15 protein-coding genes are annotated in these 16235 nt (G+C 55.0%); all 15 read right to left on the reverse strand.

Annotation, left to right across the window (positions count from 1 at the left end; translation table 11 throughout):
- Positions 1-49 precede the first annotated feature (49 nt).
- On the reverse strand, positions 50-715 hold the full coding sequence (gene pdeM / locus AC13DE_RS16230) for a ligase-associated DNA damage response endonuclease PdeM (RefSeq protein ID WP_483048410.1): 666 nt from the start codon (positions 713-715) through the stop codon (positions 50-52).
- Positions 716-1035: 320 nt separating this feature from the next.
- Positions 1036-3459, reverse strand: coding sequence for a ligase-associated DNA damage response DEXH box helicase (locus AC13DE_RS16235; protein WP_483048411.1), 2424 nt, complete (start codon positions 3457-3459; stop codon positions 1036-1038).
- Positions 3460-3530: 71 nt separating this feature from the next.
- Positions 3531-4316: an NAD(P)-dependent oxidoreductase gene (locus AC13DE_RS16240; RefSeq protein WP_483048412.1), complete on the reverse strand. Its 786-nt coding sequence runs from the start codon at positions 4314-4316 to the stop codon at positions 3531-3533.
- On the reverse strand, positions 4313-5620 hold the full coding sequence (locus AC13DE_RS16245; RefSeq protein ID WP_483048413.1) for a P-loop NTPase family protein: 1308 nt from the start codon (positions 5618-5620) through the stop codon (positions 4313-4315). The genes AC13DE_RS16240 and AC13DE_RS16245 overlap by 4 nt, the downstream gene beginning before the upstream one ends.
- 65 nt (positions 5621-5685) lie before the next feature.
- The gene (locus tag AC13DE_RS16250) at positions 5686-6180 is read right to left on the reverse strand and encodes an A24 family peptidase (protein ID WP_446296855.1); all 495 of its coding nucleotides are present in this window, start codon (positions 6178-6180) and stop codon (positions 5686-5688) included.
- Between the two features lie 6 nt (positions 6181-6186).
- Positions 6187-7041 (reverse strand): tetratricopeptide repeat protein, encoded by an 855-nt coding sequence (locus AC13DE_RS16255; RefSeq protein ID WP_446296856.1) that lies wholly within the window; start codon positions 7039-7041, stop codon positions 6187-6189.
- 30 nt (positions 7042-7071) lie between these two features.
- The gene (locus AC13DE_RS16260) at positions 7072-7671 is read right to left on the reverse strand and encodes a tetratricopeptide repeat protein (protein ID WP_446313543.1); all 600 of its coding nucleotides are present in this window, start codon (positions 7669-7671) and stop codon (positions 7072-7074) included.
- On the reverse strand, positions 7668-8636 hold the full coding sequence (locus AC13DE_RS16265) for a type II secretion system F family protein (RefSeq protein WP_483048414.1): 969 nt from the start codon (positions 8634-8636) through the stop codon (positions 7668-7670). Before AC13DE_RS16265 ends, AC13DE_RS16260 begins: the two co-directional genes overlap by 4 nt.
- Before the next feature lie 11 nt (positions 8637-8647).
- A complete protein-coding gene (locus AC13DE_RS16270) occupies positions 8648-9610 on the reverse strand; it encodes a type II secretion system F family protein (protein WP_446296859.1) in 963 nt (320 codons plus the stop codon).
- Between the two features lie 12 nt (positions 9611-9622).
- Positions 9623-11062, reverse strand: coding sequence for a TadA family conjugal transfer-associated ATPase (locus AC13DE_RS16275; RefSeq protein WP_446296860.1), 1440 nt, complete (start codon positions 11060-11062; stop codon positions 9623-9625).
- Positions 11063-11101: 39 nt separating this feature from the next.
- Positions 11102-12340 carry a CpaE/TadZ family protein gene (locus AC13DE_RS16280; protein WP_483048415.1) on the reverse strand — a complete coding sequence of 413 codons (1239 nt, stop codon included), beginning with the start codon at positions 12338-12340 and terminating at the stop codon, positions 11102-11104.
- Positions 12341-12610: 270 nt separating this feature from the next.
- Complete coding sequence (locus AC13DE_RS16285; protein ID WP_446296862.1) at positions 12611-13294, reverse strand: OmpA family protein; 684 nt, start codon at positions 13292-13294, stop codon at positions 12611-12613.
- A gap of 3 nt (positions 13295-13297) precedes the next feature.
- On the reverse strand, positions 13298-14737 hold the full coding sequence (locus AC13DE_RS16290) for a type II and III secretion system protein family protein (protein WP_446296863.1): 1440 nt from the start codon (positions 14735-14737) through the stop codon (positions 13298-13300).
- Between the two features lie 200 nt (positions 14738-14937).
- The gene (gene cpaB, locus AC13DE_RS16295) at positions 14938-15801 is read right to left on the reverse strand and encodes a Flp pilus assembly protein CpaB (protein WP_483048416.1); all 864 of its coding nucleotides are present in this window, start codon (positions 15799-15801) and stop codon (positions 14938-14940) included.
- Between the two features lie 214 nt (positions 15802-16015).
- Positions 16016-16144: a hypothetical protein gene (locus AC13DE_RS16300; protein WP_446296865.1), complete on the reverse strand. Its 129-nt coding sequence runs from the start codon at positions 16142-16144 to the stop codon at positions 16016-16018.
- Positions 16145-16235 lie beyond the last annotated feature (91 nt).

Consider the following 16235-nt stretch of genomic DNA (forward strand, 5'->3'; position numbering starts at 1 on the left):
GGTGCCCTTTTAAATAATTACCACCGTTATACCCCGACAATGCACGTGTCTAACGGGGCATCGGAATGGGGGTGGGGCAAAACCCGGTCAAGATGGCACAAGCGTCGGCGCTCATCAAAGACTGCAAAACCGGAGAGCTGCTGCGCAAGCCTCCGGTATATGTCCCATAGGCTGGCATGATTACCCGATTTTCATCAATCAAGAACGCCGGTCTGGATATTGTGTGCTTCCCAAACCGCAGGCTTGCTTTGGGGTGATAATGCCCCGACACCTCGCCAGACGCACCTGCTACGGCAATGTGCCGGAAGGTAATAGGCCCGATACACACCTCGGGCAGACACACGCCGCCCATATCCATCGGTGCCGGATCGTGGTTGCCCTGTATCCATACCCATTCTCTTTGGCTCTGAAGACGGGCAACCCAGCCCCGTATACCGGTAGGCAAACTACGACCTGCTGTCATGTCATCAAAACTGTCGCCCAAGCAGACGACCGTTTCGACCGGATAATCTTGCAGATCCTGTTCAAGACGTTCCAACGTATCTTGCGTTTCATAGGGTGGCAGAATGGCACCTCCCCTGCGGGCTACGCGTTCGGACTTTCCCAGATGAAGATCTGACACACAGAGTAAACGTCTTTCGGCCCACCACAAGGCACCCGATCCAAGAGCTGTAAAATATATGCCCGAGAAGTTGAATTGGCAGCACATGTTCATGATGCGTTCATGCAGCGGTCAGCCGCCAGAAGCAAGCAAATCCTTCGTGAAATATTGAAGTAGTGGGAGCGGCATGGGGGCTTCATGAGTATTTCAGAAAGGGTGAATGGAAGACGTCCGTAATCAAAAGATGCATTCTTGGGAACGGACGCCTTCACCCTTTACGGCCATCGGCTCTCCAGCCTGTACCGCACCTATCTGGATACTTAGAACCAGTGAATATTCTGTGAATGTCCGGCTTCACCCTTTTTAAAATACTCACTTCATCGCCCGAAGCTGTTGCCACGTTATCAAACGAGGCGAGACATTTGTGCATTTTGTTATGCAGGCGAGACATTTAAAGCTAGCAACCCTGCTTCCCCCATAAGTCTCTCGGCTTCTTTTGCCATGAGCCTTCGTTCCGCTTCGCCTTTTATAGGAACACGACCTACCTCCAAGAGCATAGGCGCACTCAGAGGGCTCACCCTGTCGAGTTTAATATGATCGATGCGGTCGTCGACGCGCAGGAGCATTTCCTTGATTCGTCCGAAATCCACCAGTCCTCGAAACGCCTCTTCCCGCGTGATCTGGAGTAGAAGATGTTCAGGGTCATACTTGAGCAAGGTATCGTACAGGATGTCGGAACTGAAAGTGGCTTGCCGCCCTGATTTTCGAGATTGAGGCGTGTTTTTTTCTATCAGCCCGGCAATGGTAGCTACAGCACGAAAGATACGTTTCATAACGGCATTGCCGGAGAGCCATGCGTCCAGCCCGCGATCCAGAGTGGCGGGGGTAAGTAAATCACCTGGAGAGTCGATTTCATCCAACCCCCACACAAGCGTCGCGTAGTCGGTTGCCACAAAGCCAAGAGGGTGCAGGCCAAGCTCCTCCATTTCCCGGGTCAAGAGCAGGCCGAGCGTTTGTTGTCCGTTTCGCCCTGCAAAGCCATAGAAGGCAGTATGTTGGATGCCTTCGTGGGGAAAGCTTTCAATCAGCATGCGGCCGGGCTGTGGGAGTTGGCTGATGTGACGTTGCAGCGATAGCCACTTTGTGGTGTGTCGAGGTAATTCGGGCCAGCCATCCCGAGCCAGTATGGCCTGGACCTTGGCCGATAGTTGGGTTGAGGTCGCGAATTTTGTGCCCATGAAGCTCGCCACGCGCGGTTTTTTCGCTGTAGCGCGGCTTACCTCGACGGTCAACTCGCGCAAGCCTTCGTATTTGACGATCCGACCCCCGATCAGGAATGTATCACCGGCCGAGAGCGTCGCGGCGAATCCTTCTTCGATTTCGCCCAAGGGAACACCGGTACGTTTCCCTTTCATGCGCACCTTCAGTTTTTCCGTATCCTGGATGGTGCCAATATTCATTCTGATAATGCGACTGCTTCTGGGGTCACGCAGTTGCCATTTTCCATTTTTTAACAGCAGTCTTTGCCAACGGTCGTAAGAGCGCAATGCATATCCACCTGTTGCACAAAATTCCAGGCAGGCATCGAATGCGGCGCGTGTGAGGGTCGCAAACGACCCGGTTGAGGTGACCTGGGCATAAAGATCATCGGCAGCAAACGGGCCGGCGCACGCGGTTATGAGGATGTGCTGGCACAGCACATCCCGGGGGCCGGGGCCGCGAGGCTCACCGTCCAGTTCTCCCGCCATCGTCGCTTCTAGCGCTGCCGCGCATTCAACGACCTCGAATTGGTTGGCCGGAACCAAAAGCGCCTTGGACGGAGCGTTATAGCGGTGATTGGCCCGTCCTATGCGTTGCACGAGGCGTTTGACGTTCTTGGGGGCACCGATCTGAATTACCAGGTCGACGTCCCCCCAGTCGATACCGAGGTCAAGCGATCCCGTACAGACGATCGCCCGCAAGTCGCCGCGCACCATCGCGGCCTCGACGCGGAGGCGCTGCTGGCGGTCGAGCGAGCCGTGGTGGATTCCGATGGGCAGGCTTTCTTCATTGGCGAGCCATAGCCTGTGGAAAAAGATTTCAGCCTGGGCGCGGGTGTTGTGATAAATCAGCGTGGTCTTATGTTGTTTTACCTGTTCAAGTACGTCTGGGATTGCATAGGCCGCACCGTTTCCCGCCCAAGGAGGCGACGCATCCGTGCGCAACATCTGGATGTCTGGAGCCGGACCAGGGTCAGCCAGCAGTATTGGGCATGGATCCGGATGCCGTGCCATGAACCGCGCGATTTCTGCCGGGTCGTCAACGGTTGCCGACAAACCTACACGACGAAGACCGGGGCAGAGCGTTTCCAGTCGAGACAGCGCCAGCATCAGTTGATCGCCGCGCTTGCTGTCGGCCAGAGCGTGTATTTCATCGATCACCACACGTTTGAGGCCTTTGAATGTGCGGGCCGCGTCTTCGTAAGACGTCAGCAGCGCCAGGCTTTCGGGGGTGGTAAGCAGGATATGCGGCGGATCCGCGCGCTGCCGGCGTTTATGCGCCTGGGATGTATCGCCGGTGCGGTCTTCAATGCGAATGGGCAAGCCCATTTCGGTAACCGGTGTCATCAGGTTGCGTTTGATGTCGGCTGCAAGTGCTTTGAGCGGTGAAATATACAGGGTGTGTAGCCCTGCATGGTCGCCATCGGACAGGTCGATGAGGCTTGGCAAGAAGCCCGAAAGGGTCTTGCCCCCGCCGGTAGGCGCGATCAGCAACAGGGCCGGCGCATCTGCGCGATCCAGCAAGTCTTGCTGGTGAGGATGGATCGTCCAGCCTTTTTGGTTAAACCATGCCGCGAAGTTGGGGGGTAAACTGTGCATGTTGGGTTAAATAGGTGCGAACCGGGCGGGGGCCAGCCCCCGCACCCCCGGAGTTTATCGGCAAAATGAAATCAGGGGCGCGGTTTCAGGTTTGCGATCGCGGATTGAATGGCTGTGGGGAGCGCGATGTCAGCGCCCGGAGGGGCGGCATCCAGTGCGCTTGCGATATCCTTGACCAGGATGCCGATGGTATTGTCCCGGGCATAGCCGTCGCGCGAGAATTCTATTTCCTCCATTCCCGAGGCGAACCAGTTCTGGCCGGATGAGGTGTGGATAAGGGCGAGGAGGTTCGCCTCGTGGATGCCTGCGTGGTCGGCCCAGTCTAGCACAAGTCGGGTCATGGCGGTGTTTGCGGCGGCGAGCATATTGTTCAACACTTTGGCCTGCATACCGGCACCGTAGTCGCCCATGTGGTGAAAATGGCTTCCCATTGCGGACAACAGGGGTCGAATCGCGGCAATGTCGGTTTGCGAACCGCCCAGCATGAAGCTTAGCCGTGCCTGCTGAGCTGCGATCCTCGCACCAGACATTGGAGCGTCTATCAGCGCGATATGGGGCGCGATACGTGCGCGGAGATTTTGAACGTAACGGGGGCTCAGGGTCGAGGATACGACGATGCGCTTGAGGTTTGGCGAGTCGATAAAGGCCTGCTTGTCGAAAAGCACATCTTCCGTCTGGGCGATGTCGCGGACGACGGTGATGAGGGTTTCAACAGGTGCATAGACCTTTGAAATGTCGGTGGTTATGAAACTGTCGTCTTTGGGAACGACGTCGAAACCCCATGCCTGATGCCCGGCACGGCGCAGCGCGGCGAGCATGGGTTCGCCCATGCGACCACATCCGGCGACGACGATCATTTTATGATCTTTTCATCTTGGACGAACATGTTCGCCCATGCACGGTCAATAAGGTCAGGGGACATCTGATTGGGGATGCCTTCGAATTCGCAGATCGCGATCATCTGGTCGATCAAGAAAATCGGCTGATAATTCGCGAATACATTGTTGATCGTAGGGTACTTGTGTTTGAGAAGATGGATCAACGTCCCTTCGTCCAGCGGGACCTTGCGCTTTTTCGCTACCATCGCGAATATTTTCAGAAAGTTCTTTTGGTTGGGTCCATCTATCTTGATCTTGTAAAAGATACGCCGCAGGGCAGCCTGATCGAAGATCTCGTTAGGGTGAAAGTTGGTGGAGAAAATTACAAGTGTGTCAAAAGGCACCTCGAATTTTTCTCCTGATTGGAGGGCGAGAATATCTTTGTTTTCTTCAAGAGGGACGATCCAGCGGTTTACCAGACTTTGAGGCGGTTCAGCCTGACGTCCGAGGTCATCCACAATGAAAATGCCGCCCGTCGATTTCAGTTGCAACGGGGCTTGATAGGTCCGCGCGGTCGGATTGTAGACCAGATCAAGCATATTGAGGGTCAGTTCCCCGCCGGTGATCACCGTCGGGCGTTCGCATTTTACGTAGCGGCTGTCAAAGCGGGTGATCCGGCGCAGGGCGTTGGGGTCTTGCGTGTCATCCTCGGCGGCGGTGTGCACGATCGGATCATAGACGGTAATGACCTGGCTGGCATATTCGATCGCCCGGGGGACGTATATCTTATCGCCCAATGCGTCGCGGATGCCGTTTGAGATACTCGATTTGCCGTTGCCCGGCGGGCCGTACATCAAGATTGATCGCCCCGCAGAGACAGCAGGGCCCAGATTGCCGATCAGTTCATTCGGAAGCACCAGATGGCCCATGGCGCCTTCGAGTTGAGAACGGGTTATTTGCATGTTCTTGACGGACTGGCGTTTTACCTGTTCACGGTAGACGTCCAAGGGAACAGGCATCGCCCCGAAATATTCTGATTGCGCCAGTGCATCCAAGGCGCGCGCCTTGCCGAGATCGGTCAGTTGATACCCCATTTCGTTGGAGCTATTGGCGTTGAGCGTTCCGGTCGCCTCGAGCAGGCGCTGGTCGCGCGCCAGGTCAACCAACTCCTGGGTAACTTGAACCGGCAGACGGACCGCCTTTGCCAGGTCGCTTACCGAATTGGTATTTTTGCGAAAAATTGTCTTGATCAGAATGTCTCGCATCATCACCAAAGGCAGCCGCATTTCTTCGATAGTACGAGGCGGCGGAGGTGCCATAACGGCGTTGCTGTGCATATTCATGAACGGCCCTTCAGATCGGATGTAAGCGCTTATGGGCATACCCTAAGGGGCGAATATGGCGTAATTCAGGCCCCGAAGATCACACCGAGAATTAAATAGAATGCGAGGGCGGTACCAAGCGCCAGCCCCATGGGGAATTTCGTGGGTTGATCCCAACTGACCCAATGCGGGGCAAGCTGGCGCAATCGGGTATGTTTAACGCCGCGATGGATCACCACGGCCGCAACCAAAGTGGCCATGAACAGAGCCATGGCAAGTCGCAAGTCGCCCAAAGCCACAAAGGGCGTGGCTGCGGCGATGAATTTTGCATCACCCGCGCCCATAATGCCCGCAGCATTCACGAGTATGCCGACGATCAATGCAATGAACATCGCGAGCAAATGCCAAAGATAAGTCTCGAAAGGCAGCGCTATCGGCCCGATGACGACGAATACCGAAGCGAGGGCGATAACGGTCGGATTGGTAATCCGCATGGAAGCCATGTCGGTATAGGCTGTGTACAGGCACAGTGGTACGACGAAGGGCAGAAACCACATGGCGGCGTAAACGCTGATCGACACGGAGAATTATCCAGCGTTTTCAAGCGCGCGAAGAGACCGGGCAGCCGCCTCGAAATGCTGCGGGTGGGTGTTGATCGCGTCTTGCAGCAAACCCTTGCCAGTTTCCACGTCGCCTTTCTTGATCGCCGAAAGGGCCAGAGTATGCAAAAGCTGCGCACGTTCTGTCTGATCCATTTCGATTGGCGGAAGCGTATATTCACGCTGCGCCCCCCGGGCCAGAACCAGGTTGTTCTTGGCCGTGAACAGGGAAGGATCGTTCTGAATAGCCTCTCCGAACAGCCTTTCGGCGGCGCTGTAGTCGCCGCGCGTCAGCTTGGAGTACCCCCAGTTGTTCAAGACGGAACCGGGAGTGGTCGTCAGGCCGATTGCTGTTTCATAGAAACTGTCCGCCTTCGCCCATTCCTGCTTGCTGTCCGCGATAATCGCTTCGAGGCGATAGCGGTTATAGGTTTCGTGGGTCGGTGGCACGGCATCCAGGGTCTTTTCGGCTTCTGCCCATTCGCCGGCGCGGATCAAGGCATCGGCATATTCGACCTGGTCATCGGCAGTTGCGTCTTCCATGTTGACCACCACGGCCCAGGCGGAAGCGCCTTCCTTGTTCCGTTTGGCGCGGATCAAGGATTTGGCAAGACCACGCTGGATATCAATGCGGTCGGGGCTTTCTTTGGCGGTGCGTGTAAAATAGGTGACCGCTTCGTTCGGGTCGCCGACAGTCAACATGACATCGTTCAGATTGGACTCATCGACGACATTCACGTCCTGAAATGCGCGTGACACCGTGTTGTCACCTGATTTGTCACCGCAGCCTGCAAGCGTGATGACACCTGCAAAGCAGGCGGTCAGTAGAGTGGGGTGGCGCATTTTTTGCGTCCTTTTGTTGCTCTGCCTCTTTTATGATGCTGGCCGGATAAGAAAATCGCCCGAACCGCGCCGCACCAATTTATAGCTTTCTTCTTTATCTTGAACCGTAACAGATTTTTCCGATTTTGCGAGTGCTAAGCGCAAATTGTCGCGGATTGCGTCACTTTCGCCATTATCCAGCGCATAGGCCTTGCGAAACGTCAGTTTTGCTTCGGCCAGTTTGCCACGCTCCATCAGGACCACCCCGAGGTTGTTCCAAACTTCGGGGCGTGTATCGTCGATTTCTACGGCACTGCGCAAAAGATCTTCTGCCTGACCCAGCCGACCCAAACCAAGGTTCGCGCTGCCCAGTCCGGAGAGAATTTCTGCATCGAGCGAGGTGGCAAGCGCCGCACGATTGAACGCGCGGATCGCCAATTCGTATTCGCCGGCCTGCATCAGGCGATGCGCTACTTCGATGCCGTCTTGGGCATCCTTGCGTTGGTTGATGCCGGGAGCATAGGGGCTGGTTGGTTTTTTGAACCCCGATGAATCGGAAAAACTGCCCGCAGAGCAGGCAGTCAATCCGAATAGGAACACAAGACAGATCACAAGCTCAAGGCGACGCTTGCGGAGTGTTATCGGGGTCATTTGGGTCCTGCGGAACCTAGTTGTGTAATGCCCATCACCGAAGGTGCGACCAGAATAATCAGCAACGGCGGAACAGTGAGCATCATAGTGGCAAGTGTCATCTTTGTTGGCAACTTGTTTGCGGCTTCTTCCGCACGCATAACTCGTTTGTCCCGCATTTCTGACGCATAGACCCGAAGCGCATCCGCAATCGATGTTCCGAAAGACGCAGATTGCACCAGCACCGTCACAAACGAAGCCACGTCCTGAACACCGCAGCGTTCTCCCATATCGTTCAACACGCCGACCTTCTCCTTGCCGGCTTTCATCTCGTAGGCCACGATTTCGAATTCTTCCGCCAGGGCCGGGTAAGAGGCGCGCAATTCCTTTGCCACGCGCACGATGCACTGGTCCAGCGATTGACCGGCTTCGACGCAGACCAGCATCATGTCCAGGGCATCAGGAAAACCACGGGTAATCTGTTCCTTTCGCGCCTCGATACGTTTTGTGATCCAGTAGCGTGGTAAATAATAGCCGATGCCGCCGGGCCCAACGGTATAAAGCATCATCTTGTTGGTGCTCAGACCTTCACCGCCCCCTAGAAAGTTCACGTAGACGACGCCGATAACCAGCCCCGCAATGCCAAGGGCCATCTGGGCAAAGTGAAAAAACCGAACGGCATCACGCGACCGATAACCTGCCTGTCGCAACATCAACGCCTTGGCACTCAGCTCCTCTACGTTTTCAGGCTCGAGAAATTTGGCAAACTTTTGCAGTTGTTCGTTCCGGTCAGACTGCCGGAGGCGTTGTTGAGTTGCGCCGGCGTTTGCGTTGGTCTGATTACGTTTGAGTTTGGCCAGCGGATCCTCGGGTTGGCGAAGCATCATGATAACGGTTGTGGCCACCATCATCACCCCAAGGACACCTAACACCGCTATCAAGCCAATAGGTCCAAGCATTTCGTTAACAGTCGTGATTATCTGCATGTCGGAACCCCTTAAACCTTGATGTCTGTAAGCTTGCGCATGACCAGCAAATTCGCTCCCAGGAACAATCCCACGGCGATGCAGCCAGGCACGAACAACCGGTGGGTCATTACCTCGTCGTAATAATTCGGGTCGCCCAAGTTGATTAGGATCAAGGCACCGATTGGAAACGCCGACAGGAATTTTCCTGACCACTTTGCCTCGGCGGTGATGGCACTGACCCGGCGGAATAGACGGAACCGGGCGCGAATAACCTTGGCCAGCCCTGCGAGGATTTCCGCAAGGTTCCCCCCCGACTGCTGCTGAATCGTGACAGCAACCGCCAGAAACCGCAAATCCTGCATGTCCAGCCGTTCGGCCATGTCTTTCAAGGCTTCACCGATATCGCGGCCATAGGCGGCTTCATCCGCGATGACCCCGAACTCTGACGCCAAAGGGTCCTGTATCTCCTTTGAGACGATGGAAATCGCATTGGTGAACGGATGACCCACACGCAGCGAACGGACCATCAGTTCGACCGCGTCGGGCAGTTGCTCTTCGATCATGCTCATCCGCTTTTTAGCTTTTGCAGCGATCCAGAAATAGACGGCACCTATCCCGATCCCAGCAGATATCAAAACCCTGATCAGGAATTCGGTGGTCGTTCCGATTGTCAGGCCAAAGAACGCCACGACAGACAACCCACCCATGATCATGATCAACTGTTTGGGTGAAAAAGCGATGGCGGCTTTTTGTGCTTTTTCAGCCAGTATTGAATAGATGGGAATGGATTTGTTGTTCATATGCTGCTGCATTTCCTTGCGCAGCTTGTCCAGAACCTCGGCGCGGGGGCCGCCCTTTTCCAGCATTTCCAGCCTGCGGTTCACCCTGCTGTTCAGGCTGATGGATTTGCCAAAGGCGACCAGGTACAGACCTTCGACCAAGACAAGAACCCCAATGAAGATCAGGCCATAGATAATTGGTTCAGCGCTCATGATACGGGTTCCTTATTTCGCCACGACGGGTTCATAGATCGACGCAGGCAAATCATAGCCCCACATCCTGAATCTCTCTGAGTAATGGCTACGCACTCCGGTGGCGGTATAATGCCCGATGATCTTGTTTTCGGGGGTCAGGCCGACGCGTTGAAAGCGAAAAATCTCCTGCATGGAGATAACGTCACCCTCCATCCCGGTGATCTCGGTTATCGAGGTCATGCGGCGCGACCCATCCTGAAGCCGCGACGCTTGAACGATCAGGTTTACCGCCGACGAAATTTGCGACCGCACGGCCTTGAGCGGCATCTCTATCCCCGCCATCGCGATCATGTTTTCCAGTCGGCTGACGCCATCGCGCGCCGAGTTGGCGTGGATCGTTGTCATTGAACCGTCGTGGCCGGTGTTCATTGCCTGAAGCATGTCGATAACTTCTTCGCCACGGGTTTCCCCGACGATGATGCGGTCTGGGCGCATACGCAGCGCGTTCTTCAGACAGTCGCGTGGCGATACTTCACCTTTGCCTTCGACATTCGGCGGACGGCTTTCCATCCGGCCGACATGGGTCTGTTGCAACTGAAGTTCGGCGGTATCCTCGATCGTCAAAATGCGTTCGTTATTGTCGATGAATGACGAAAGCGCATTCAGCGTGGTGGTTTTGCCTGAACCTGTACCACCGGATACGATTACATTCAGGCGCGTGGCCACCGCAGCCTGTAGGTAAGCGGCCATCTCTTCGGAAAATGCCCCGAAAGCAACCAGATCATCTATCCCCAGTTTGTCCTTCTTGAACTTGCGGATAGACACAAGACTGCCGTCCACCGCGATGGGGGAAACCATGGCGTTAAAGCGCGAACCGTCCTTGAGGCGCGCATCGACATAGGGGTTGCTTTCATCGACACGCCGGCCCACCGCCGAAACGATCTTGTCGATGATCCGAAGCAAGTGCTTCTCATCCTTGAACGTGACGTCTGTAAGTTGCAGCTTGCCGTCGCGTTCAACGAAAATTTGCTGCGGGCCGTTAACCAGAATGTCGTTGACACTGTCGTCTTTCAGCAAGGTCTCAAGCGGGCCTAGACCGGTCACTTCATCATAAAGCTCGGAATTCAACTGGTTGCGATCTTCACGGTTGAGGACGATGGACTTTTCCGAGAGTATTTCGGCCGATATCTCGTTGATTTCGGTACGCAGGTCCTGTTCGCTCGCATGTTCCAACGCTGCGAGGTTGAGATTATCCAGAAGCGCGCGGTGCAGCTCGAGCTTGATGTCGCCCATCCGCTGTTTTCGTTTCAGATCTCTGTCCAGGGGGGCGACATTTGCAGGAAGCGAAGCACGGCGTATTGAAACGGGTTTGGGTGAAACCGGCTCGGTTGATAGTTCTGGGGCAGTTTTTACTGCAGCGATCTGTCCGACCGACGGAGCGTCACCTTGCTTTTTGTACTTTGAAAACATCTGTTCACTCTTTCTGGAGCAACTTTGCCCGAAACGTCGTTACGCTGCTTTGGCCTCGTCGGCCGTCAAATCTAGAATGGACGCGGCGAGTTTAGAGATTTCGCGACGCAAGGGGTTTTTGCCTGCCGATGCCGAAAGCGGCATGCCGTGGTCATTGGCCTGGGTAATTTGCTTGCCGCCATCTGGGAGCTGCACGTCAATAGAGATACCGAGACTTTCAGCCATACGTTTGACCCGGCTTTTGGCGTTCAGATCAGTGAACTTGGGCGCGCGGTTCATGACATACCGTAGCTTTTCGACAGGCAGGTCTTCTGATTGCAGAGCGCGCTTGAAGCGCAGGGCATTCTGGGCACAGCGCATATCAAGTTCGAGCATGGCGAAATAGATATGTGCACTGTTCAGCACGGCTTCCGACCACTGCACCAGCGTTGATGGCATATCCACGATCACATAATCGAACTGCCTGCGGGCAATCTCCAACACCCGGTTCACGTCTTCTGACGTGATCAGGTCCAGTGGCAATATCTCGACCGGGGCGGTTAGCACCTGCAACGTGTTTTCATAAGTCTGCAACGCTTGGCCAAAGCTCTCGTCGTCCATCGATTCGGTGTCGCTGAGCATTTCATAGACAACTTCGCGACGCGGCAGATCCAAAAAGGTGGCTACAGTCCCGAATTGCAGGTCGAGGTCCAGAAGGCAGACCTTTGGCGAAGCTTTCTTGTTTGATGTCGCCAGTTCCCACGCCAGGTTGACCGCCAAGGTGGTCGCGCCCGTGCCGCCCGCCAGACCGTGCACGACAATCAAGGCCCCGTCCTTATCGGTACCGGCCTTGAGCTTGGGGGCATTGGTTGCAGGTTCCGGGCCTTGCTGCGGATCAGCACGAAGCCGTTCTATTGCTGCGGACAGCTCTCCTTCGGGAAGCGGGTAGGGGATGAACTCGTCTGCACCCTGTCTCAATAATGAATGCAGCGCTGCCGGGCTCATGTCTTCGGCGATGAGGATCACCTTGATCCTGCGCGATTTGGCTTGGGTAATGATCTCGCCCATCATCACCAGGTTTTCTTCATCTTCCGCATCCAGAGCCAGGGCAATAAGCTCCAGCGATCGGGCTTCGGGCTGCCCGAAAAACGCCAGGCTTTCCGCAAAACCAAGATCGCCCCAGCTTTCACCAAGTGCGCCCTCCATATCTTCGATAAGAAGATCGAAATTCTGGACATCCCGGCTGACGGTACAGGCGACAATCGGAGATGCGTCAACCTGTGGTGCACTGTTACTCATAGCTCAACCTTTCTTTACTATTCGGACTTAGCAAAGATCAGCGGCGATTATCGCTTACTGGTCATTCTCTGCGGTCCAGGCTTCCAGCCGTTTTGGCCGAACGCAATTGTCCTATTGCAGTGAATATCCCAGCTAACTTGGGCAAGATTGGGGCTAAAAAGTTTCTATTGTTTGGTTTTTTGAAACGATCAAAGCGCCTGAGGTTGATTGAAAACCAAAAAATCGGGACGTTTTTGATGCGCCCTGATCCCGGTTTTTGTATCTTTAAAATTATTCCGAAGTGGTCGGAGTGCCCGTAGCACCGCTGGTCAGTTGGGTGGGTGGCACCGCGCTGGCCACGTAATCACGATATATGATTTGCGCATATTTACCGTCCAAGACAGTGGGGTGCCGCCCGACAAACCCGCTTACTTCGGTAACCGTGCGCCGGTTGGCCCGCTCGCGACCCTGCGTCACGATAAGAGGCTGGGTTTCCCCAAAGGATACGACAGCCTCAAGTCGGCTGCGGCTGATCCCCTGGGTAGACAGGAAAGCAACCACCGCATAGGCGCGGCGCAGGCCCAGTTCCTTGTTGTACTGGTTTGATCCGACCGCGTCGGTGTGCCCGTAGACGCGAAACCGAACCTCGGGGAATTGCCTGATCCACCCGGCCTGATGCCGCAGAACTGCCTGGGCGGTGCTGTCTAGCTGTGCAGAATTAAAGGCAAAAGTCACGGTTGACTGGACTTCACCCGCAAAGCGGTTTGCCAAGTCAAAAGTATATTGGCGTTCACCCGTCATTACCAAGCGGTTGTTCAAGGTCGCATCGCCAAAGGTGCCCAGATCTGTAAGCGAACCTGCTTCGCGGTAAAACTGCGTGTAAACCGGATCGGAGCTTGTGCCGCACGCGGCGACCATGGCCAGCGCTGTGAAGCCGTTTATCAAACCGATTTTTGAAATGATCCTTTTCGTCATCGATCAATCCAATACATAGCCATATGAGCCGCTGAAATCTTGCTTGGCTACTTCTCCGGCAGCACCCCGGGTCGGAGTTTTGCCCCCACTGGCGGTTTGACCTGACAAGAACAGCTGTTTTTCGGTAGGGGGGCGGATGCGATCGGTCGGCAGTGCCAAGGCTTCGCCCCGGGTAGGGCTGACCAGATGCGCCGTGATGATAATGACCAGTTCCGTTTGACTGCGCTGGTAATTTGCACTGCGGAACAACGCACCCAAAACCGGCACGTCGCCGATCCAAGGCAACTGCTTGGAGCTATCGGTAAAGTCGTCGGTCAACAGACCCGCGATCGCAAAGCTTTCTCCGTCCCGCATTTCAACGGTTGTAGACGTCTCGCGGCGCGTAAACGCCGAGATGTCAAAACCATTGCCAAGCGATACGCTATTGGTGGGGTCAATCGCTGAGACCGCCGCTTTGAGTTCGAGGTTGATAAGGTCCTTATCCACAACACGGGGGATAAAGCTCATCTCGACGCCGAACGGTTTATATTCGACCGAAATCCTGTCGCCCAACTGCGAGACAGGAACCGGGTATTCGCCGCCTGCAAGAAATTTGGCCTCTTGCCCCGACAGCGCGACAAGGTTTGGTTCTGCCAAAAACCTCACGGCCCCTTTTTGCTCAAGTGCTTCAAGCAGAAGCCCCACCTGGGTGGACCCGGCGTTGAAGCCAAACAGAATTGCGCCTGCATTGGAGTTGGCGGAAGGGGTCGAGCCTGACAACGAATTGGTAATTGCGCCGGCGGTGTTCGTGCTATTGGTCCCACCGTTCAAGGCGACGTCGCTTCCCAAAAGACCGTTCAACGCCAAAGATGCGCTGAGCGACTTCGAAACCGATCTTTTCATTTCGGCAAACCGGACTTTCAACATCACCTGTTGAATGCCACCCACGCTCATCAAATTGGAAACCCGTTCGGGGGCGTAACGTTCGGCCAGGTCCAAAGCGCGCTGTAATCGCTGCGTGGAGGATACGATGCCGGACAGCACGATACCGTCATTGGCTGTGCGGACTTCGATTCGTTCGCCTGGCAATATCTGTCTTAACCGTTCCTTGAATTCGGAAATGTCGGCAGCGACGCGTACATCGACGTTTGTGATCAACTGTCCCGCAGCATCCAAAAGCGTCAACGTCGTAAGGCCGGGTGATTTACCCAATACATAGATCGTGCGATCCGAAAGTGACGAGATGTCTGCGATACCGGGGTTTGCAATGCTCAACTCTGCGAAGGGGATGTCGCTTTCAACGACTACCGCGCGATTCATCGGCACGTCCAGGGAGCGGCTGGTACCACGTTTGACCACGCGCAGCGTTTCGGCCGCAACCGCGCTCGGTGCCGCCATGGCTAACGGCATCGCACATATCGTCAGCCCGAAAAGAGCTGCCTTGATGAGATCGTCAATTTTCATGTGACCTGCCTTTGTGATCACGCCTCTGGATTGGGTCTTTGCGCCCGTCATTTGGTACACTGTGCTTTGATTTTGTTTTTTTTGCAAGAATCAATGACATGTGCCGCGACGGGTATGTGGACTATCAGCAACATAGGTCGTAAAATATGATACACCGCGCAGTCGAAGCACGGTGTATCCAAATCATCCTGAGCGCGACATTAGTTGGTGCAGGGGATCGGAATTGCGACGACTTCGGCACCCCGACGTGTGCGGATCGTGCACACCTTTTCCTCGGCGACTTCCACCTTGACGGTCTCGTTCGAGATACCCAACAAAGAACGTTGGTCCACTTCGATGCCAGATGCTATCGTGTCATCTTCGGCACCGACCAATGAAAGCGCCAGCTTGCCAGTGGATTGAGCTTGAGCGAGGGCGGCAACCTGATTGGGTTTTACCGCGACCGTTACAGTCTGGGCGATAGCTGCCTCACTGCGTTCGCCACCTGCGCTTTGGTCAATTGCAATCAGCTTGATGCCTGCTTCGATCAGCTTGGTCACATCGCCAGAACCACGTTGAATGCCGTCACCCAAGTCGACGCGCCCTGTCCAATAAATGTCCACACGGTCTCCGGGGCGCAAAAAGCCCGAAACGCCGCTGGATACGTCAACTTTGATTGTAAACGCACGGGTTCCGCGCTCCAGCCGCGATGTGAGGCCGGTGTCTTCACCAGGCTCAGTAACCTTGACGAGCATGATCGCTTCGTCTTTTTCGATCGCACGCAGAACCACGCGCAGTTGGTCGTTATTTTCAGGGAATAGTTCAGCCTCGTCGGTAAAGGAACCTTCGGGGATCGCGTTTTCGGGCCAAGCTACCTGGCGAACATCCTCGCGGCGCAGTTGTTGGCCATATTTCAATGGTTCAACCGCAACGAATACATCTACCGTCGGGACAATCTGCGCAAGTGCGGCCTGCGCCCGGGCGTTGGCCATCTGATATTCACCGATACGATCTTTTGCCAGATAGACAGCACCGCCCGCCAGGGCGATACCTGCCAACAGGACCAGTCCAAATACCATCCGCATGTTACTTACCTCTTTTGATATGATGCCGGGCCACTTCCGACTAAATTCTTAACCTTGGTTTAGACGATGATTGTGTTCAGACTAAGGAGCGTTCCGGGCTATAAAATGCAGTGGAGCTTTGTCAGGCTGCAAAGACGGGAAGCGTTGTGTCGCATAATGTCGTTACGCGATGCGGTCGGTTGCCAAGCCGCTGCAAATTTTCGTAACGCGATTATCAATAGGTGCCGGGGTTTTTCTTCATCAGGCTGTCAGCTAGATCAACCGTACCTGTCGTCATGCTTGAGACGATCAATGCAGCCAATAGAACGATAGCCGCCGAAAGAACAACCCAGTCAACGGTCACGGCACCTTCTTCTCGACGCCATAGTTTTTTCAAATGTAAAAACATATAAACTGACCTTGGTGTTGCTCGGATGAATTAAATTTGGCCGCAC

The sequence above is a fragment of the Sulfitobacter sp. L-8 genome (assembly GCF_056859255.1).